Genomic DNA, 18,712 nt, shown 5'->3' with positions numbered 1-18,712 from the left:
CCGCCCCGGCCGGCCAGCCGGCGGGCATGCCGACCCCGGCCGGCGCCGCGGCACCGATCAGGAGCGAGAAACTGGGTACGGCGCCCCCGAGCGCGGACGTGAAGGCCGCTCCGACGAAGGCCGAACCGCGCGGCACGCCGCCGACCGTCCAGAAAGGCACGCCGAAGGTGAACAACAAATGAAGATGGGCAGCATGCCAATCGCCGTGCTGATGCAGCGGCGCACACTCCAGCACCGCTGGGCCGACGAGGCCTGGGAAGCCGTCGGCGTCGTGCCCGACCGCGGCGACCTGCCGCCGCTGCGGGTGTTGAGCGAGACGCCCGAGCGCGACTACTACCTGGTCTCCGGGCTGGAGCTGGAACTGTATCCGGACGAGAACGAAGGCTATTACGAGAACTGCGTGGCGCCGGAGTCGAAGGTCTTCGTCCTGTGGCGTATGGAGAACGGCCGCGCGATGCCGGTGCGGGCGTCGGTCAGCTATGTCGAGGGCACGCGCATGTTCGACTCGGGCGAAAACGCCGACGGCGTGACGATGCCGGCCGAGATCTATGCATGGCTCGCCGGCTATCTGCGCGAGCACTACCAGCCGAAGCCGCGCCGCGGCCGCCAGCACGGATGACGGAGCGCACCGTGACGGACGAAGGATTCCTGCGCCGCTGGGCGCGTCGCAAGACGGAAAGCAGGACGGCCGTTGCGCCCGCGCCGGCGCCGGTCGCGCCGGCCGCCGCCGAACCGTCGCCCATCGTGCCGGTGCCCGTCACGGCGCCTGAACCCGAGCGCCTGCCGACGATGGACGACGTCGCCCGGCTGACCAGCGATTCCGACTTCTCCGCCTTCGTGGCACGCGGCGTCGACGCGGCCGTGCGCAGGACCGCGCTGAAAAAACTGTTCGCCGACCCGCATTTCAGTGCGATGGACGGGCTGGACGTCTATGTCGACGACTACACGAAGCCGAGCCCCATGACGGAAGCGATGCTGGCTTCGCTGCAGCATGCGAAACAGGCATTCAGTCGCGCCGTCGATGCCCTCGATGCCGTCGACGACGGGCAGGACGCGGCTCCGCCGGATGAACCGAACCCATGACAACCACCTGAACCGAGACAGATGAATATCCGCTTGATCGAAGGGCAGGGCGTGGCCCTCGACCCCATCCAGGACGAACGCGACCGCACCGCCCGCCGCGCTGCGCTCGCGGTACTGGCCGAGCTGCCGGCGCCCGAACCGCTGGACACGGTGGGCTATCGCTCGGCCGGCGCCACGCTCATCATCGGCACCCGCGCGGACGCGCTGCCATGGGCCGAACGGCTGGCGGCGGCGCTTCCCGTGACCGTCCTGCTGCTGGACGGGGAGGAGGACCGGGCAGTGCGGTTGTACCCCGTGTTCGCGGCCCGCGCCATCGTCCTGACGGGCTGGCTCGGCGCCTTCGACGCCACGTGGCAGGCACCCGGCAGCGCGCCGGAACATGCGCGCTTCGACCTGGTGCTCGACCTGGGCGCGAGCCCGCAGATCGCCACGCACCAGCCTCCGCACGGCTATTACGCGCCGGGGCCGGACGAGGCGGCGCGGGCGGCCGCCGTCGATGCGCTCGTCGGCATGGTGGGCGAATTCGAGAAGCCGAAATACTTCGCGTACAAGGAACGCCTGTGCGCCCACGGCCGCAACCGCAGGAGCGGCTGCAATGCATGCGTCGAGGTCTGCTCGGCCGGCGCCATCGCGGATGCGGGCGACCTCATCGCCGTGAACCCGTATCTGTGCGCCGGCTGCGGCGCCTGCACGACCGTGTGCCCGACGGGCGCGCTGGGCTATGCCTACCCGTCCGCCGCGCACACGGGCCAGCGCATCAAGGCGGCGTTGAACGCGTATGCGCAGGCCGGCGGCAGCGATCCGGTACTGCTCGTGCACGGCGCCGAAGGTGCGGCCCTGCTCGCGCAGCTGGACGAGGCCATACCCGGGCGCATGCTGCCGCTGGGCGTGCACCACACGGCGTCGACCGGCATCGACCTTTGGCTCGCGGCGCTCGCATGGGGCGCCGCCGGCGTCACCGTCCTGACGACGGACGCCGAGGCGCCGCAGTACGCGGCCGCGCTGGACGCGCAGATGGGCATCGCGCAGGCCATCATGACGGACCTCGGTTATGCGGGCGCCCACGTGCAGCTGCTGCGGGTGAACGGCGCGGACGAACTGGCGCGCGCGCTGCGGCATGCGCCGCGCGGCGCCGTGCCGGCCCGGCGCGCGGRCTTCAACGTGGCGGCGGACAAGCGCAACACGCTCGACTATGCACTGGAACACCTGCTGCGCGAGGCGCCGCAACCGGTCGAGGAGATCGCGCTGCCGGCCGGGAGTCCGTTCGGCGCGCTGGACGTCGATACGGCGAAGTGCAGCCTCTGCATGGCGTGCGTGGGGGCGTGTCCGGCGTCCGCGCTGCAGGATGGCCAGAACCTGCCGCAGCTGCGCTTCATCGAAAAGAACTGCGTGCAGTGCGGACTGTGCGCGGACACGTGTCCGGAAGACGCCATTTCCCTGGTGCCGCGGCTGTCGTTCCGCGCCACGCGCAAGGAACCCGTCGTGCTGAACGAGACGCAGCCATTCCACTGCATCCGCTGCCAGAAGCCGTTCGGGACGGTGCGCATGGTCGAGAGCATGCTCGCGCGCCTGGCCGGCCATCCCGCGTTCGCGGGCCACCTCGACCGCATGCGCATGTGCGGCGACTGCCGCGTGATCGACATGATGACGCCCACCGACGAGCAGACCATCCACCAGGCGCAGGAGCCCGACTCTAGTCGAACAAAATGTGAGTAGCTGTGTCCAATCGTGATCATGGAAAGCACAATCGGAATCGGGCACGCCGCCAGGCCGCTGGGGGCCACGGTCAAGACTCTGCAGCGCTGGGAGCGCGAGGGGCGGCTTGTCCCGATGACCCGCACCGCCAGCAACCGGCGCCGTTACACTGAAAGCCAGCTGCGCGCGGCATTGGAGAGCGACCATGTTGCTGGCGCACCGGATCAGGATTGAGGCGAGCGCAGCCCAGCGCGACTATTTCGTGCGCGCCGCAGGCACCGCCCGCCGCGTCTGGAACTGGGCCCTGGCCGAATGGAAGCGCCAGCTTGCCGCCGGCGGCAAGCCAAACGCGATGGCACTGAAAAAACAGTTCAACCGCATCAAGTATTCGGATCCCGATTGGCTCGACGCGGAGGGGCAGCCGTGGCTGCGCACCATCCACCGCGACGCCCACGCGCAGCCCTTCGCCAACCTGGCCAGGGCCTGGTCGCGCTACGCCGAGCAGCGCCGCGCGGGCCGGCCGGCGTACCCGCCGCGCTTCAAGAAGAAAGGCCGCTGTGTCGACAGTTTTTACGTGGCGAACGATAAATTCCGCCTGGACGGCATGAGTGCCGTGCTGCCAAAGGTCGGACGGGTGGCGCTATGTGAAGCGCAGCGCTGGCCGGGCAGGATCCTGGGCGCGAGCGTCTCGCGCGAGGTGGACCACTGGTTTTTGTCGATCCAGGTCGAGGTGCCGGCACGGGATGCGCGCCGCCGTCGCACGAAGGACGGGATCACTGGCGTGGACCTGGGCGTGAGCAGTGCCGCGACTCTGTCGAGCGGCGAGAAGATCGCCGCGCCGCGGCCGTTGCGGGCCGCACTGGACCGGCTGCGCATCCGCAGCCGGCACCTGTCGCGCAAGCTGGAGGCCGCGAAGGCCGCGGCTGGCCTGAAAGGGCCGATCCCGAAAGGCACGCGCCTACCGGTATCGACGAACCGAAGCAAGGGAGCGAAGGCGCTGGCGCGCCTGCAGGCGCGCATCGCGCGGGTGCGCCGCGACTTCACGCACAAGCTCACGACCCGCCTCTGCCGCGAGAACCAAACGGTAGTGATCGAGGATTTGCACGTGAGCGGCATGCTGGCCAATGGCCCCCTGGCCCGCGCGATCGCCGACGTCGGCTTTTACGAGATCCGGCGCCAGCTGCAGTACAAGGCCGCTCGCTACGGCACCCGGATCGTGCTGGCGGATCGTTGGTACCCGTCCAGCAAGCTCTGTTCGGCATGCGGAGTAAAATACGCCGCGCTGGGACTGGGAGAGCGAATCTGGACATGCGCGGCGTGCGGCGCGCATCACGACCGCGACGTGAACGCGGCGGTCAATCTGCAACGGCTCGCCACCGGCGCCCACGCGGCGCAAACGGCGCTACCCGTGGCGAGCCAGGCGGTGACGCCGGGCACTGCCGCCGGCGATGGGCCGGCGGGAGGCGGGAAAGTGACGCCTGTCAGGCACGAGCACGGTCAGCAGGACGGCTCGGGGCAGGAAGRGATCRGTGAGCACTTGTGCRCACCTTCTCGATAGCAGCTGCGCCGGCGCTGAACCTACGTCGTCCCTCGCGTGCACCCCATGGCAGAATGGGCGCGGAACGCACAGACGAGGCCGCGGACGCTCATTAGACGCCCGCGCATGGAAGACCTGCCCAGTGGCGGCCGCCGTTGCGCGAACTGGCCGCCGCCATCTTCGCGTTCGCACGCGACCGGCTGGCTCCTTAACAGCGCAATCGCCGCGAAGCCCGCAATACGTTAGGATGGTGGCGTGCGGCGGACATGCCGCGATCCGATCAATAATCATCCACGTCATCCATACGAACGCGACCCAATGAGCCCTTCCGCCCGACCGTCCACATCGAAGCAGACCGCAAGCCAGGCTACCAAGGCTCCCGGCCGAGGGGGCAGCAAGGCTTCCGGCGAAGCGTCGCCCGGCGAAGCGTCGCCCGGCAAAACATCCAGTCATGCGTCATCCGGCAAGCCGGCCAGGCCGTCCCGGTCGGCCATCTACGAAGTCAGGCAGTCGCCTGTGCACGGCAACGGCGTGTTCGCGCTGCGCCCGATCGCGGCCGGCGAGCGCATCATCGAATACCGCGGCGAGCGCATCAACTGGGACGAGGCGACGCGCCGTGCCGACGAGCGTGGCGGCCCGGTCAACCATACGTTCTACTTCAGCCTGGCCGACGGCAACGTGATCGACGGCGGCCGGCGCGGCAACGACGCCCGCTGGATCAACCATGCCTGCGAACCGAACTGCGAAGCCTACGAGGACGACGGCCGCGTGTACATCCACGCGCTGCGCGACATCGACGCGGGCGAGGAGCTGAACTACAACTATGCGCTCATCTACGACGAACGCCACACGCCCGCGCTGAAGCGGCTGTTCGCCTGCCGCTGCGGCGCTCCGTCCTGCTCGGGCACGATGCTGGCACCCAAGAAGCGCACGCGCAAGCCGCCCGGTGCCACGACCTGAGGCAACCGGTATGACTCGCGTGGCCTGCGGCAACCGCCATGACTGGCGCAGACCGCAGAGCGACATCTACAATAGATCGACACCGACAACGCTATCGAACCGCCATGAAACCCGTCGTCCGCAGCCTCCTCGAAACCGATCTCTACAAATTCACGATGTGGCAGGCCCTGCTGCACATGCACCCGAACGCCATCGGCGAATACGAGTTCAAGTGCCGCAACACGCCGGCCTATCCGCTGGCCGAGTTGAAAGAGGAGGTCGAACGTGAGTTGGACCACCTGTGCACGCTGATGTTCACGGAGGACGACGTGCACTACATGAGGTCCCTGCGCTTCATCAAAAGCGACTTCGCCGACTTCCTCACCTTGTTCCGTTTCCAGCGCAAATTCATCGAGGTCGAGACCGATGGGCCGCACCTGCGCATCCGCGCCTGCGGTCCCATCGTGCATGTGATGGGCTTCGAGATCTACGTGCTGTACATCGTCAACGAGCTCTACTTCCGCCGCTTCGACCAGCAGGCCGCGATCGAGGAGGCGCGCAAGCGGCTCGGGCAGAAGATCGCCGAATTCCACGCCTTCGAGCAGGAGCCGAAGCGCCTGAATCCGTTCGAGTTCTTCGATTTCGGCGTGCGCCGCCGCTTCTCGGGCGACTGGCACGAGGAAGTCGTGGCCACGCTGGCGCGCGAACTGCCGCAATTCTTCAAGGGCACGTCGAACGTCTACCTCGCGAAGACATTCAACCTCGTGCCGATCGGGACGATGGCGCACGAATACATGCAGGCATTCCAGTCGTTCGACGTGCGTCTGCGCGACTTCCAGAAGAAGGCGCTGGAGGACTGGGTGCAGGAATACCGCGGCGACCTGGGGACGGCGCTGACGGACGTCGTCGGCATGGACGCCTTCCTGCGCGACTTCGACCTGTACTTCGCCAAGCTGTTCGACGGCCTGCGCCACGACTCCGGCGACCCGGTGGCGTGGGGCGAGAAGGCGCTCGCGCACTACGCCAGGATGCGCATCGACGCGCGCACGAAGCGGCTCGTGTTCTCGGACGCGCTCACGGTGCCCAAGGCTCTCAGCCTGTACCGCCATTTCGCCGACCGCGTGATGACCGGCTTCGGCATCGGCACCAAGCTCACGAACGACACGCAGTTCGAGCCGCTGAACATCGTGATGAAGCTCACGCGCTGCAACGGGCAACCCGTCGCCAAGCTGTCCGACAGCCCGGGCAAGGGGTTTTCCACTGACGAGACGTTCATCGCCTATTTGCGCCAGGTGTTTGACCAGCATATCTGATCCATCGACCGGACCTTCGTTACCGAATGTTCATGTGGCTGTCTGGGCTTTTTAGCTGGTCAAAGGCGTCAAGGCAGGCTGCTGGTCCTTCCTTAAGGATCTGGTCTTGAAAGCCTGAATGAATCTTTGCCTTCGTATCGGCGATGAGCGTGCGGATTGCCTGGAGCTCATCCGCAGATGCGCTTTTCGATTTCTCATCCAGTTCGCGCGAGCATCTGTTCTTGGCTGCATCCGCGTTTGGCAGGTTACGGTCACGCCATGTGAGGAGGGCGTCGTTCGCCTTGAGTGACAAGTCAGGAAACTGCTTCGAGCACATTTCGACAAGGTCCTGGTTTATTTCCACCGCGTCGCACTCATACGCGGCAACGTAGATCAATGCGTCTGATGCCGGGGAGATCACTGGGGCGACGAACAGGCATGCGGCGAGAATCGAGCGGACGGACTTGGTGATCATTGGGTTCCGAAAAAATTGTACATTGGATGGCTTCGCGGCAGAGTGAACGACCGTTTCCGACCGCTTGCTGAAGTTCGTTCTGCCCCCTGCGTGGGCACTCAACCCGCCCGCGCATCGCCGGTCGATCCAACCGGCAGCTCCGCATCCACCTCCAGCGCCCGCCGCAGATCCTCCATGCTGGCCGGCTTGGTCAAATGCAGATCGAACGCCGCCGCATCGTCCGGCGTATGCGCCACGACGCCGGCTTGCCGGCCGTAGCCGGTGAGGGCCGCCAGTCGCAGCGGCCCGCGCGCCGCGTGGCGCATGGCGGCGGCGAGGGCGTAGCCGTCCATGTCCGGCAGGCCGATGTCGAGGATGGYCACGGCGGGCGGCCACTCTGCCTGCACGTCCAGCGCGGCCGCCGCCGTGTGCGCGGTGCGCACGTCGTGTCCGAACTGGCGCAGGACGGCGGCCGTGAGGGCGGCGGCGTCTTCGTTGTCGTCCACGACCAGCACCCGCAGCGCCTGCGCCGTTCCGTGCAGCGCGGCCGGCGGCGTGCCGGCCGCGGGCGCGCCCAGCGGCAGGCTGACTTCGAAGCGGCTGCCGTGGCCCGGCCCGTCGCTGTGCGCGCGCACGCGGCCGCCGTGCAGTTCGACGATGCGGCGCACGATGGCGAGCCCGAGTCCGAGCCCGCTGTGGCGCACGAGCGGTTGTGGCGCCTGGTAGAAGGGCTGGAATACGCGTTCGGCCAGCGCGGTCTCCATGCCCACGCCGTTGTCGCTGACGACGAGGCGCGCTTCGTCGCCCACGTGCGCGAGGACGACGCGGGTGTCCGTGCTGCCGAAGCGGGCCGCGTTCGACAGCAGGTTGCCGATCACCTGGACCAGGCGGTGCTCGTCGCCGGCGACCCACAGCGAATCCGGCGCGTCAAGGCGGACCGGCTGGCCGGGCAGGGCGGCGACGGCGTGACGCGCGACGGCGGCCAGGTCGACCGGCCCGATCTCGATGCGCAGCTTGCCGGAGGCGATGCGCGACACGTCGAGCAGGTCGTCGACGAGGTGTTTCAGGTGGTCGACCTGGCGCCGCATGATACCGCGCTCGCGCCGGCCGGCTGGGTCGTCTCGCAGGTCCATCAGGTCGAGCGCGCCGGCGATGGGCGCCAGCGGGTTGCGCAGTTCGTGGCCGAGGACGGCGAGGAATTCGTCCTTGGCGCGGCCGGCCTGGCGCGCCTGTTCCAGCGCTTCCTCGCGTTTGGCCAGGGCCTGGGCGAGCGTGTCGAGCAGGCGGCTTCTTTCCTGTTCGTGCGCACCGCGGCGCTCGCCGGCTGCCCGCAGCGCCTCGCCCATCGCGTGGATCTCGCGGATGCGCGAGCGGGGCACGGTCAGTTCGGTGCCGGCGCCGAGGGCCGCCGCGCCCGTCTCGAGGGCGGCGATGCGGCGCACGATGCGCCGCGCCAGCCGCGAGGCGAGGCCGATGCTGAGGGCCAGCGACAGCACGATGCCAACCGCATACCAGATGAAGCCCAGCGCGGGGCCACCGGCCCAGCCCACCGGCGGCGCGCCGACCGCCACCGTCCAGCCGTAGCGCGACAGCCGCGTGTAGGCCGTCGTGACGGCGGCGCCTTCGAGCGTGAGGGCGGGACCGGTGCCCTCCGGCCCATGCGTCGCCATCAGGCGTACCAGCGTCGGGCTGGGCGTGGCGCCGACGTGCCGGGCGAGGCCGTTCGAGCGGGCGACGATTGCGCCGCCGCCGTCCAGCACCGCGATCTTCGAACCGGGCGGCACCTGCTGGCGCGTGATCACGCGCATGATGCGGTCGGGCTGGACGATGGCCGTCAGTACATAGGGCCGGCCCGCCGCGTCGTTCACGGGATAGCGCACGGGAATGGCCGGGCGGCCGCCCTTGCCCTGCGCGATGTGTCCGATCACGGGCCGCCGTAGCGCGAGCGCCTGGCGCAGGCTGGCGGGATCGGCGACGGGCTGCGGCGGCGCGTCGAACGGCGCCGTCGTGCGGAACAGCATGCGGCCGGTGCCGTCCGCCAGGATCACGCCCAGCCAGTCCGGCTGCGCCTGCRCCTGGTCGTGGGCGATGGCATGGAAGGCGCGCAGGTCGCCCACGTCGAGGGCGGGGGTGCGGGCCATGCTGGCCAGCGTGGTCACCGTCCCGTCCAGCTCGGCGTCGACGGCGCTCGACAGCGCGCGCGCCAGGTCCAGCAGCGCACGCTCCTGTTCGCTTTCGTGGTATTCCGCGGCCAGGTGCACGCTCCAGGCGCCCAGCGCAGCCAGGGGCAGCAGGCCGATCGCCGTCAGCAGGATCAGGAGGTGGCGCAGGGACAGCGAGGGGCCGCGTTGGGCACGCATAGGTGTGCGATGGTCAAAAAGTAATTATATGTCGAAACATAGTTGCCGGTCATTCAGGCCGGCAGGGGTCATCAATCAGAGCAATTCACAGTGCCGCGTAAGTTACATTCTCACCGTTTTTATTTAAACATTTTTATGAATGTATCCRTTGGTAGGTCACAACAATCACTAAATCTCACAAAATAATTAATCGGAAATAATGGATGCGTGTACTACGGCCGTTGAACTGGGGCTATGATATTTACCAGTTTCACTCATATAAATGACGCTCGGCATTGCGTGGCTGACAAGACATCACCAAGAGTGCCCATTTTTACGTAAGTGGGAATTTCATTTATAAAAAACAGGAATAATATGGTGCCGCAACAACGCTCAATCTCGAATAATCCCATTCGGGTCATGGTGGTGGAAAATCACCAGCTGATACTGTGGGCACTGACCAAGCTGATCAATGATCACCGCCCGGAGATGGAGGTGACCGCCGTCGCGGGCACCCAGGCCGACGCGTTGCAGCAGCTGGCCACGGCGGCGCCCGACGTGGTGCTGTTGAAGTACGAACTGGCGACCATGGCGCAGCAGTCCGCGCTGCCGGAGGTGCTGACGCACGGGCGTCACACGCTGCTGTTCGCGGAAGACGTGGAGACGGAGACGCTGGCGTACAGCCTGCGCTGCGGCGCCCATGGCCTGCTGAGCCGCCGGTCCAGCGCCGACGAGGTCATCAAGGCGATCGGCAGGAGCCATGAAGGGGAACTCTGGTTTGGGCGCGAAGCGACCAACCTCGCGCTGAGCGCCCTGCGCGGCGGCGGGGAGCCGGCCCGGGCCCAGCCCAGCCGGGACAACCTGGAATTGCTGACGCCGCGGGAGCGCCGGGTATTACAGGCCGTTATCGCCAATAAAGTCAGGACGAATAAAGACCTGGCGAAACGCCTGTTTATTTCGGAGTCCACATTGCGGAATCATTTGTCGTCGATTTATCAAAAACTCGGCGTGAGTAATCGACTTGATTTATATGTCTACGCGCAAAACCATCTCGCCACGAATAATGTCGAGATGGCTTAGCGGTGCGACTCCGTAGTTTCTGTCACGTGCGCATGAGCATCGGTCCGATCGTCCGGATAATCTGGATAATGGCCGGACCGAGTACCACCATGATGATCGACGGAAATATAAACAACACGAGCGGGAACAGCATTTTCGTCGGTACCTTCGCGGCTTTCTCTTCGGCGCGGGATTGACGTTTGTGCCGCAGGTCTTCGGAAAACACGCGCAGCGAGTCGCCGATACTGACCCCGAAACGGTCGGCCTGCGTCAGCATCGTCGCGAACGACGTCAGTTCCTCGACGCCGGTGCGCAGCGCGAGATTGCGCAGCGACTTCTCGCGCGTGCCACCGGCCCGCATTTCGAGGTTGGTCAACTGCAGTTCCTCGGCCAGCGCGGGACTCTGTTCCTGCAATTCCTCGGCCACGCGCGTGAGCCCCGCGTCGAGGCCCAGGCCTGCCTCGACGCAGACCAGCAACAGGTCGGCGGCGTCGGGGAAGCTGTCGAAGATGTCGCGCCGGCGGGCGCGTCCGGCCAACGACAGCGCGACATTGGGCAGGTAGCAACCCAGAGTCGCCGCGCCGAGGACCCACAGCAGCAGCGTCATGCCCGTCGCGCCCTGCGTGGCGCGCAGCATCACGAAAGCCGGCACGGCGGCCAGGACGGGCAGCAGCGTCTTGAGGCCGAAGAAGAAATGCGGCGCTTTCGGATGGCGGATCCCGGCGTTCATGAAGCGCACGCGCAGCGGCGACGTTTCCCAGTCGCCCGAGGGCGTCGACAGCCGGGCGAACGGCGTGACGGCGTCGACGATCTTCGTGCTCCAGACTTGCGATGCCGGCCCGTCCTTCGTGAGGGCATTCAGGCGCTGTTCGGTCCGGTCGGGCGCCAGCCACAGGATCAGGCCGATGCAACCGGAACTGACGGCAAGGAATACGACGATAGGCAGCAACATGGCGATTCTCCTTCAGACTCGGATCTTGGTGATGCGGCTCAGGACGATAATGCCGAGCAACATCATGGATAACAGGACACGCAGCATGCCGAGGCCGATCGGATCGGTCCACATCGGCTGCATGAAGGTCGGATTCACCCAGTACAGCAGGGCAGCCAGGACGAACGGCAGCACCGCGAGGGTCCAGGCCGACATCCGGCCTTCCGACGACAGGATGCGGATGCGTGAGAGCAGCTTCAGGCGCTCGCGGATCAGCTTGCTCAAATTGCCCAGCACTTCCGTCAGATTGCCGCCCGACTGACGCTGGATCAGCACGGCCACGGCGAAATACCGGTAGTCCGTGAGCGGCACCCGCTCGCACAGGCCGGCCAGCGCCTGCTGCAGCGAGATGCCGAAACTCACCTGTTCGTGCACGAGGCGGAACTCGGCGGCGATGGGGTCGGGCATTTCCTCGGCCAGCAGCTGGATGCCCAGCGGGAGCGAGTGCCCGGCGCGCACGGCGCGCCCGATCAGGTCCAGCGCTTCCGGCAACTGCTGTTCGAGCCGGCGCAGACGGCGGCGGCGCTTCCATGCCACCCAGAGCCAGGGCAGGGCGGCCAGTACGCCCGCGAGCACGAGGCAAAAGACGATCGGCTGCGCACCCAGCATGCCGAGGGCCAGTCCGGCGACGCCGGCGGTGGCGCTTGCGAGCAGCAGGCGCGCGACGGTCCAGTGCAGGCCGGCCTGGGCGATGAGGGTGTTCAGCCGCGCCGCCAGCGCCACGCCGCTCAGCGCGCGCGCCAGCCCGGACAGTTCGCTCAAACGGCGCGATTTCAGCAGGGGGCGCTGGCCCTCGGCGTCGGACTTGCGCCCCACCAGGTCGAGGCGGCGCTGCAGCCGGACGGCCGCCGCGCCGTGGCGTGCGCGCCAGAGCAGCCACGCGCCCTCGACGAGCAGGATCACGGACACGAAGACGAGCAGCAGGACGATGATCATGGCGGTCTCCTCAGGACTGGCGGCGGCTTGGGTCGAACATGTTATCGGGCAGGTGGATGCCGAATGTGCGCAGGCGGTCCGCGAACCGGGGACGCACGCCGGACGCCTGGAAATGGCCGACGATCTTGCCCTCGGCGTCGACCCCGGTCTGGTGGTAAGCGAAGATCTCCTGCATCGTGATCACGTCGCCTTCCATGCCCGTGATTTCCTGGATGCTGGTGATCTTGCGCTTGCCGTCGGTCAGGCGCAGCGCCTGGATGATCACGGTGATGGCCGATGCGATCTGCTGGCGCGCCGCCTTGTGGGGCAGGTTCAGGTTGGCCATGCCTACCATGTTCTCCATGCGCGACAGCGCGTCGCGCGGGGTGTTCGCGTGAATCGTCGTCAGCGAGCCTTCGTGACCGGTGTTCATCGCCTGCAGCATGTCGAATGCCTCGGCCCCGCGCACCTCGCCGATGATGACGCGGTCGGGACGCATCCGCAGCGCGTTCTTGACCAGCGCGCGCGCCGTGACCTCGCCCCGGCCCTCCATGTTCGGCGGCCGGGTCTCCAGGCGCACCACGTGCGGCTGCTGGAGCTGCAGTTCGGCCGCGTCCTCGATGGTCACGACGCGCTCCGACGCGGGGATGTAGCCGGACATGATGTTCAGCAGCGTCGTCTTGCCGGCGCCGGTGCCGCCGGAGATCACCATGTTGACCTTGGCCCGGCACAGGCCTTCGAGCATTTCCGCCATGTCCGGCGTCAGGCTGCGCAGATCGTCCACCAGGTTGGCCATCTTCAGCGGGATGTGCGCGAAGCGGCGGATCGACATCATCGGCCCGTCCAGCGCGATCGGCGGGATCACCGCGTTCACGCGCGAGCCGTCGGGCAGGCGGGCATCGACCATCGGGCTCGATTCGTCGATGCGGCGACCGACCAGCGACACGATCTTGTCGATGATGCGCAGCAGGTGCCGGTCGTCCGTGAAGGTGACATCGCTGAGTTCCAGCCGGCCGCGGCGCTCGACGTAGACCTTGTCGTACGCGTTGACGAGGATGTCGGACACGGTGGGATCGGCCATCAGCAGTTCCAGCGGGCCGAACCCCAGCATCTCGTGCTGGATGTCGCGCACCAGCATGCGCCGTTCGAGTCCGCTGACGGGCGTCTCGTCGTCCAGCAGCATGCCGTCGATCGCGGTGGCGATTTCGTGGCGCAGCTTGTCCGGCGCCAGGCTTTCGAGCACCGTCAGGTCGAACTGGTCGAGCAGCTTCAGGTGCATCTGCTCCTTCAGCTTCTTGTAGGCGTCGCGCTGGACGGCCTGCTGGGGGGCCGTCTTGCCGGTTTCGATGACGGCGGTGGTGCTGAGTCGTTCGCGCAGGGACATGGCAATCTCCGGTACCGGGTTCAGGCGCGGCGGAACAGGCGGTCGAACAGGCCGGCGGGCTGCTCGGCGGCCGGCGCCATCGTGTCGCCGAGTTCGCTCAGGCTGCGGATCACGCCATGCTTGCGCTCCACCTCCACGAGCGGCACGCCGTGGTTGATCGCGGTGCTCACCTGGCGCCAGCCGTTGGCGATCATGTGGATCTCGTGGTCGCCGAGCGTGTGCAGGATCCGGTCGGCCGAGATGTCGTCACGTTTGTCGTAGCGGTTCAGCAGGAGCTCGATCTTGTCGTTCGCATAGTCGAGCGAGCGGAACACCGACAGCAGCTTGTCGGCGTTGCGCAGGTGCGGCACGCTGGCCTGCAGCACGAGGAAGATCGTCGATGCCTGGTCCAGCGCGGTCATCATCATGGCGTCGACGATGCGCGGCATGTCGAGCAGGACGAAGTCGTACTGCGTGACGGCCAGCTTGAGGATGGCGTCGATGTGCTCGGGGCTGACGTCGGCGGCCTGGGCGGGTTCCTCCGGGGCCGCGAGGACGCTGTAGGTCGGCGTGACCTTGATGGCGCTGGCCTGCAGCAGCGGCGCGTCCAGGCGGTTGATGTCGCGCGCCAGGTCGGCGATGGTGGTCGTGGCCTTCACGTCCTGCAGGAAGCTCAGCGCGTCGCCGAACTGCAGGTTCAGGTCGATCAGCAGCACCTTGTGCGCCTTCGCCAGCTGGTAGCCGAAATTCGTGGCGAGGAATGTGGTGCCGCTGCCGCCGGTCGTGCCGACGAAGGCGTGGATCTTGCCGTGGCTGGCCGTCCAGGATGCCGTCAGCTTGGCGGCCGCGCGCTCCACCGCCGCCAGCAGCTCGCCCGGATGGACCGACGGCAGCACTTCGCGCACGCYGGCGCGCATCGCGTCGATCAGGAATGCCGGGGTCCTCATGGTGGACATCAGCAGGATGGCCACGCTGGGGCATTGCAACGTGGTCCGCTCGATCTCGGCGAGGTCGAGCATGACGTCCTCGCGCCCGTCCAGCAGCAGCACGTCGGGTCCCAGTGACTTGACGAGTGTGCGCAGGTCCGCGGCGGTGCCTGGTGTGGTCGTGACGTCGTGCCCCGTGCCCGCGAGGATGGAACCCGCGTGCTTGAGGAAAGGCTTGTCTTCGGAAATGATCAGGATTTTCATGACTCCTCCAGGGGCCTAGCAGATTAAAGGGTTATAAGTCATCATCTCGCGCGTGAGATACGTGGAGAAGGCGGGCAGTGTCCATGCGGGCTGGCCGACCGTTCCCGGCAGCGGCGAAACCCATTTGAAGCGCACGCCGGTGAGCGAGACCGTGACGGCCTGGCAGTCGGCTGCGGTGCAGCCTGCCGGTTCCCACGCGACGGTGATGTTGGATGCGGTGATATCGGGCATCAGCGCCTGCATCTTCCCCAGTACGCGGGTGTTGCTGCCCGGGTCCGCGCACACGACGGCGTAGCGGGCRCCTTCGCGCGCCACCTCGTTCGCCGTGTTCCACGTGTAGAGCAGGCGCGAGAAGTCCATGATGCCGAACAGGACCATCAGGAACATCAGCATGACGAGGGCGAATTCCACGGTCGTCGCACCGGTTTGGCGGGTGTTCATGTCGGGCTCCTCAGCGTTGCCTGGATCGAACCGAACGTCATGCCGTCGAAGGCGATCCAGGACACGCCTTTTACGAGCGGCACGAAGGTAAAGCCTGTCACGGTGACCGTGACGGTGTTCAGGGTCGGGTAGGTGCCGGTCGTGCCATATGTCGGGGTGGGCACGTTCGACAGGCTCAGGCCCGGCACCAGCGGCGTGCCGGTGCCCGCCGTATTGCCGTACACGACGATGTTGCGCGCCTTGTCGACGTCGACGCCGGGCGAGCGCATGGACAGGTAGCGTGCCGCCTGGCGCACGGATTTCGCGATCGTGTTGTACTGGTAGTAGGCACGGCCGAATTCGAGGATGGGCAACATGAGCATGAGCAGCATCGGCAGGGCCAGTGCGAACTCCGTCAGCGCAACGCCTCGTTCCCGTTGTTTCATGACACTCTCCTCATCTCACGAGCACAGGTACCAGCGGACCCGCGGCGCCGCCCGGCAGGCCGCTGGCGGTGCAGGGGCTGTCCGCCGTGGATGCGTTGCCCAGGTATTCCAGCTGCACGTCGACCATCGGCGTCGACAGCGGTTGCAGGATCAGCATGCAGGCGAAATTGGACACCTGCGTGCCGATCACTACCGGCACGATGACGAGGCGTCGGTTGGTGCCGTAGCGCTGCAGCTCGCCGTCGATACCAGGTGTCGCCAAAGTCTTGGCGTTCAGCTTGATGTTGTTGTTGTCCTCGCAGGCCTTCACCGTGGCGGCGCAGGCGGCGAACGCCTGGCGCTTCGCGACGAAGTCGCTGTAGGCGTCCCTGCCGGACGGCCACGACTTGGTGGTGTACACGTAGCCGGTAAAGTCCGGCGTATTGGCGGCGGGGCCGTCGCCGTTCTTGTAGATGCCCAGGCGGGTGTTCCAGATATCGGCGATCGATTGCTGCACGCCGGGCGTGCCGATCGTGTCGTTCACGCGGGTGCCGCAGTGGCCCGCCAGTTCTGCATTCGTCTCGGACGCGTTGCTGGAACCGTCCAGGTTCGCCCAGCCGATCTGGCCGTTCGTGGCACCGGTCTTGCTGAGCAGGGTAACCCAATCCCCCTTCGTGAAGCCGTAGTCGGGCGCGGCGCCGCCGGTCTTGGGTCTGAGCGCTAGCGGCACCGGGCAGGTCKACTGGGCCGGCGTGGTCGTGGCCTCGGCCGCCGCGCCGACGTCCATCGTGCCGGAATAGCCCGTCGAGCCGGTCGCCTGGCCGAACATCAGCAGCAACGGCGTCTGGGTCGCGGGCTGGGTGTGGGCGCAACGCACGTAGCGCGCATTGGCGTCGACGGTCGTTGCGATATGATCCTTGTCGAAGAACGAGATGTCGTCCCTGGTCACGCCGCCTTTCCCGTTCCAGCTGGCCAACTGCATGTCGACGCGGTTGATGTTGCCGGCCGCGATGCCGGCATTGATGGCCCGTGTCCGCGCATCGGGCTGGCCGTTCAATTCCTGCGCGCCGGCGAGGGCGCAGGCGTCCAGGGCAGTCTGCAGCTCGGTACGGACGATGTACAGGTGACCGAAGTCGAGCGCGACGCCCATGAACCCCATCAGCAGCATGAGCAGCAAGGCGAAGGCGACGAGAACCCCCCCTTTATCCCTGCTGATTGCTCGTTTGGCGCTCATGACGGACTCCCACGTTATTTGATGGATACGATGTATTCGGCGGCGCCGTGCCGCAGCGCGTGCGGCACGGCCCGAACGATCAGCAGGTCCCCGTGGTGGAGGTGAAGCAGCTCTTCACGCGGGTGACGAGGCTCGTGAACGCGGAGCTGGCGCCGGAGCCGAAGGCGGTCGACAGCGCGACGGCCAGGCCGATCGAGACCAGGGCGATCACCAGGGCGTATTCCACCACCTGGGCGCCGTCTTCTTCACGGGCGAAATCGACGGCGACGTTCTTGAGCGATTTGACGATGTTCATTTTGAATCCTTCCGACTTGGTTGATTGAATGACCCGGTCCGGTCGAACCGGGGTAACGCTACTGCTGAAAAAATCTTCTGTCTGCGCCGCTAGCAGCTGCCTGTCGTGGAGGTGAAGCAGCTCTTGACGCGGGTGATCAGGGTGTCGAACGCGGAACCCGCGCCCGTGCCCATGGCCGTCGCCAGCGCGACGGCCAACCCGATCGACACCAGAGCGATCACCAGTGCGTACTCGACGACCTGGGCACCGCTTTCTTCCCGATAAAAACTGACCATTAAGTTCTTCATATGACCTCCTGTTTTGCCAGAATGATTGAGGAGCTGGATCGCCCCCGTACCGACTTCCCTGCTGAAAAAACTCCTTGCACCGCCGTCAGCGCGCCGCGCCACCTATCGCGCCTCCGATGTTGACCACGTTGACGACCGGCGGCGGTTCCTTGAACGAATCCTGGTAGCGCTTGACGGCTTCGTTCGCCGCGCGGCCGTCGATGCCTTTGGCTTCGTCGGGACGGTTGCCCGCGGCYGGATCGATCGTCATCGCGAGGCGCGCATCGCGCACCGCCGTGCCCATCTGCGCGTCGTAGCGCGGGGTCGGCGTGTCCGCGCAACCGGCGGCCAGCAGGGCGATTGTCCATAGCGTCAGGTTCTTCATTTGTCTTTCCTTTCGGTGTCGGCCGCGCGCGGAGCACCCTCGAGACTGCCGTTCAGGTAGACGCCGGCGCGCGACGGCGGTTCGTGGTTGTCGGTAGGCAGCCGCGGCGGCGCGGCCAGCGGCTTGACCAGGCGTGGGGTGATGACGAACATCAGCTCGGTCTGGTCCTTCTGGAATTCGCTGCTGCGGAACAGCGCGCCCAGGACCGGTATCTCGCCCAGGCCGGGGAAGCGCTTGACGGTTTCCGTCATGTTGTTCTTGATGAGGCCCGCGATCACGAAGCTCTGGCCGTCGTTCAGCTGCACCGTCGTGTCGGCACGCCGCACGGTGAACGAGGGCAGCACCGCGGTGACGCCGTTGATCGTCGCGAACGGCGAGCCGGTCTGCGACAGGTCGGACACTTCGGACACCATCTTGAGGTTGATGCGCGAACCACCGAGCACCGTCGGCGTGAACTTCACACCGATACCGAATTCCTTTTCCGCCAGCGTGATCGTGGAGTACCCGGTCACGCCCGGGTCGCGCGCGACCGGGATGAAGATCTTGCCGCCCGAGAGGAAGCTGGCCTGCTGGCCGCTGATGGCCATGATGTTCGGCTCGGCCAGGACGCGCACCAGGCCATCGTCCTTCTGGCCGTCGACCTGGATCGCGGTGCGGCCGATGCGCATCGCCTCGATCAGGCCGCCGCCTTCGCTGAGGAAGTTGGACAGCAGCGAGAACGTGTCGTTGCCGCCGTTGCGGGACCGGTTCATGCCGACGGCGGCGCCCAGCTTGTCCAGCAGGGTCTTGCTGACCTCGGCGATCTTCACCTCCAGCATCACCTGCTGGGC

At 66.7% G+C, this 18,712-nt stretch carries 21 protein-coding genes and 1 pseudogene; 9 read left to right on the top strand and 13 right to left on the bottom strand.

Features of this window, described 5'->3' with window-relative positions:
* The 8 genes and pseudogenes from AC1DYX_RS14605 to pncB all read left to right on the top strand — a co-directional run.
* Nucleotides 1-182, top strand: a pseudogene (locus tag AC1DYX_RS14605) (hypothetical protein); the annotation flags it as partial.
* Nucleotides 179-619 (top strand): DUF3305 domain-containing protein, encoded by a 441-nt coding sequence (locus AC1DYX_RS14600; RefSeq protein WP_477259950.1) that lies wholly within the window; start codon nt 179-181, stop codon nt 617-619. The pseudogene AC1DYX_RS14605 and the gene AC1DYX_RS14600, both read left to right, overlap by 4 nt.
* A gap of 11 nt (nt 620-630) precedes the next feature.
* Nucleotides 631-1,083: a DUF3306 domain-containing protein gene (locus AC1DYX_RS14595; RefSeq protein ID WP_477259948.1), complete on the top strand. Its 453-nt coding sequence runs from the start codon at nt 631-633 to the stop codon at nt 1,081-1,083.
* A 21-nt stretch (nt 1,084-1,104) separates the two neighbouring features.
* Nucleotides 1,105-2,799: a 4Fe-4S binding protein gene (locus AC1DYX_RS14590; protein WP_477259946.1), complete on the top strand. Its 1,695-nt coding sequence runs from the start codon at nt 1,105-1,107 to the stop codon at nt 2,797-2,799.
* A gap of 18 nt (nt 2,800-2,817) precedes the next feature.
* On the top strand, nt 2,818-3,012 hold the full coding sequence (locus AC1DYX_RS14585) for a MerR family transcriptional regulator (RefSeq protein ID WP_477259944.1): 195 nt from the start codon (nt 2,818-2,820) through the stop codon (nt 3,010-3,012).
* Nucleotides 2,984-4,336: an RNA-guided endonuclease InsQ/TnpB family protein gene (locus AC1DYX_RS14580; protein ID WP_477259942.1), complete on the top strand. Its 1,353-nt coding sequence runs from the start codon at nt 2,984-2,986 to the stop codon at nt 4,334-4,336. The genes AC1DYX_RS14585 and AC1DYX_RS14580 overlap by 29 nt, the downstream gene beginning before the upstream one ends.
* A 297-nt stretch (nt 4,337-4,633) precedes the next feature.
* Nucleotides 4,634-5,275, top strand: coding sequence for an SET domain-containing protein (locus tag AC1DYX_RS14575; RefSeq protein WP_477259940.1), 642 nt, complete (start codon nt 4,634-4,636; stop codon nt 5,273-5,275).
* A 104-nt stretch (nt 5,276-5,379) separates the two neighbouring features.
* A complete protein-coding gene (pncB, locus tag AC1DYX_RS14570) occupies nt 5,380-6,567 on the top strand; it encodes a nicotinate phosphoribosyltransferase (protein ID WP_477259938.1) in 1,188 nt (395 codons plus the stop codon).
* A 19-nt stretch (nt 6,568-6,586) separates the two neighbouring features.
* On the opposite strand, the gene AC1DYX_RS14565 is transcribed toward pncB, so the two are convergent.
* Nucleotides 6,587-7,021 carry a hypothetical protein gene (locus AC1DYX_RS14565; RefSeq protein ID WP_477259936.1) on the bottom strand — a complete coding sequence of 145 codons (435 nt, stop codon included), beginning with the start codon at nt 7,019-7,021 and terminating at the stop codon, nt 6,587-6,589.
* A gap of 98 nt (nt 7,022-7,119) precedes the next feature.
* Nucleotides 7,120-9,360, bottom strand: coding sequence for a hybrid sensor histidine kinase/response regulator (locus tag AC1DYX_RS14560; RefSeq protein ID WP_477259934.1), 2,241 nt, complete (start codon nt 9,358-9,360; stop codon nt 7,120-7,122).
* 354 nt (nt 9,361-9,714) lie between these two features.
* On the opposite strand from AC1DYX_RS14560, the gene AC1DYX_RS14555 reads away from it, so the two are divergent.
* Nucleotides 9,715-10,419 carry a response regulator transcription factor gene (locus tag AC1DYX_RS14555; RefSeq protein ID WP_477259932.1) on the top strand — a complete coding sequence of 235 codons (705 nt, stop codon included), beginning with the start codon at nt 9,715-9,717 and terminating at the stop codon, nt 10,417-10,419.
* A gap of 22 nt (nt 10,420-10,441) precedes the next feature.
* On the opposite strand, the gene AC1DYX_RS14550 is transcribed toward AC1DYX_RS14555, so the two are convergent.
* The 11 genes from AC1DYX_RS14550 to AC1DYX_RS14500 all read right to left on the bottom strand — a co-directional run.
* Complete coding sequence (locus AC1DYX_RS14550; protein WP_477259930.1) at nt 10,442-11,350, bottom strand: type II secretion system F family protein; 909 nt, start codon at nt 11,348-11,350, stop codon at nt 10,442-10,444.
* 12 nt (nt 11,351-11,362) lie between these two features.
* Nucleotides 11,363-12,325, bottom strand: coding sequence for a type II secretion system F family protein (locus AC1DYX_RS14545; protein ID WP_477259928.1), 963 nt, complete (start codon nt 12,323-12,325; stop codon nt 11,363-11,365).
* A gap of 10 nt (nt 12,326-12,335) precedes the next feature.
* Entirely contained in the window at nt 12,336-13,688 is a 1,353-nt protein-coding gene (locus AC1DYX_RS14540; protein ID WP_477259926.1) for a CpaF family protein, read from the bottom strand.
* Between the two features lie 20 nt (nt 13,689-13,708).
* Nucleotides 13,709-14,857 carry a CpaE/TadZ family protein gene (locus AC1DYX_RS14535; protein WP_477259924.1) on the bottom strand — a complete coding sequence of 383 codons (1,149 nt, stop codon included), beginning with the start codon at nt 14,855-14,857 and terminating at the stop codon, nt 13,709-13,711.
* Between the two features lie 15 nt (nt 14,858-14,872).
* Nucleotides 14,873-15,298, bottom strand: coding sequence for a TadE family protein (locus AC1DYX_RS14530; RefSeq protein WP_477259922.1), 426 nt, complete (start codon nt 15,296-15,298; stop codon nt 14,873-14,875).
* Nucleotides 15,295-15,723, bottom strand: a complete 429-nt coding sequence (locus AC1DYX_RS14525) for a TadE/TadG family type IV pilus assembly protein (RefSeq protein WP_477259920.1) — start codon at nt 15,721-15,723, stop codon at nt 15,295-15,297. Before AC1DYX_RS14525 ends, AC1DYX_RS14530 begins: the two co-directional genes overlap by 4 nt.
* A gap of 10 nt (nt 15,724-15,733) precedes the next feature.
* Nucleotides 15,734-16,936, bottom strand: coding sequence for a Tad domain-containing protein (locus AC1DYX_RS14520; protein ID WP_477259918.1), 1,203 nt, complete (start codon nt 16,934-16,936; stop codon nt 15,734-15,736).
* Between the two features lie 79 nt (nt 16,937-17,015).
* A complete protein-coding gene (locus AC1DYX_RS14515; RefSeq protein ID WP_477259916.1) occupies nt 17,016-17,231 on the bottom strand; it encodes a Flp family type IVb pilin in 216 nt (71 codons plus the stop codon).
* An 89-nt stretch (nt 17,232-17,320) separates the two neighbouring features.
* Nucleotides 17,321-17,518 carry a Flp family type IVb pilin gene (locus AC1DYX_RS14510; RefSeq protein ID WP_477259914.1) on the bottom strand — a complete coding sequence of 66 codons (198 nt, stop codon included), beginning with the start codon at nt 17,516-17,518 and terminating at the stop codon, nt 17,321-17,323.
* An 85-nt stretch (nt 17,519-17,603) separates the two neighbouring features.
* Complete coding sequence (locus tag AC1DYX_RS14505; protein ID WP_477259912.1) at nt 17,604-17,882, bottom strand: hypothetical protein; 279 nt, start codon at nt 17,880-17,882, stop codon at nt 17,604-17,606.
* Nucleotides 17,879-18,712, bottom strand: an 834-nt coding sequence (locus AC1DYX_RS14500) for a type II and III secretion system protein family protein (RefSeq protein WP_477259910.1), incomplete at its 5' end; no start/stop codon positions are given. The genes AC1DYX_RS14505 and AC1DYX_RS14500, both read right to left, overlap by 4 nt.

This window comes from Massilia sp. P2_C2, assembly GCF_056404615.1.
Note: the sequence above shows the minus strand (reverse complement) of the source record. Positions and strands in the feature narration are given on the sequence as shown.

Coding starts and splice junctions, on each gene's coding strand:
- AC1DYX_RS14525 (WP_477259920.1), bottom strand. CDS start 15,723: ATGAAACAACGGGAACGAGGCGTTGCGCTGACGGAGTTCGCACTGGCC.
- AC1DYX_RS14555 (WP_477259932.1), top strand. CDS start 9,715: ATGGTGCCGCAACAACGCTCAATCTCGAATAATCCCATTCGGGTCATG.
- AC1DYX_RS14575 (WP_477259940.1), top strand. CDS start 4,634: ATGAGCCCTTCCGCCCGACCGTCCACATCGAAGCAGACCGCAAGCCAG.
- AC1DYX_RS14515 (WP_477259916.1), bottom strand. CDS start 17,231: ATGAACATCGTCAAATCGCTCAAGAACGTCGCCGTCGATTTCGCCCGT.
- pncB (WP_477259938.1), top strand. CDS start 5,380: ATGAAACCCGTCGTCCGCAGCCTCCTCGAAACCGATCTCTACAAATTC.
- AC1DYX_RS14545 (WP_477259928.1), bottom strand. CDS start 12,325: ATGATCATCGTCCTGCTGCTCGTCTTCGTGTCCGTGATCCTGCTCGTC.
- AC1DYX_RS14540 (WP_477259926.1), bottom strand. CDS start 13,688: ATGTCCCTGCGCGAACGACTCAGCACCACCGCCGTCATCGAAACCGGC.
- AC1DYX_RS14585 (WP_477259944.1), top strand. CDS start 2,818: ATGGAAAGCACAATCGGAATCGGGCACGCCGCCAGGCCGCTGGGGGCC.
- AC1DYX_RS14565 (WP_477259936.1), bottom strand. CDS start 7,021: ATGATCACCAAGTCCGTCCGCTCGATTCTCGCCGCATGCCTGTTCGTC.
- AC1DYX_RS14510 (WP_477259914.1), bottom strand. CDS start 17,518: ATGAAGAACTTAATGGTCAGTTTTTATCGGGAAGAAAGCGGTGCCCAG.
- AC1DYX_RS14600 (WP_477259950.1), top strand. CDS start 179: ATGAAGATGGGCAGCATGCCAATCGCCGTGCTGATGCAGCGGCGCACA.
- AC1DYX_RS14550 (WP_477259930.1), bottom strand. CDS start 11,350: ATGTTGCTGCCTATCGTCGTATTCCTTGCCGTCAGTTCCGGTTGCATC.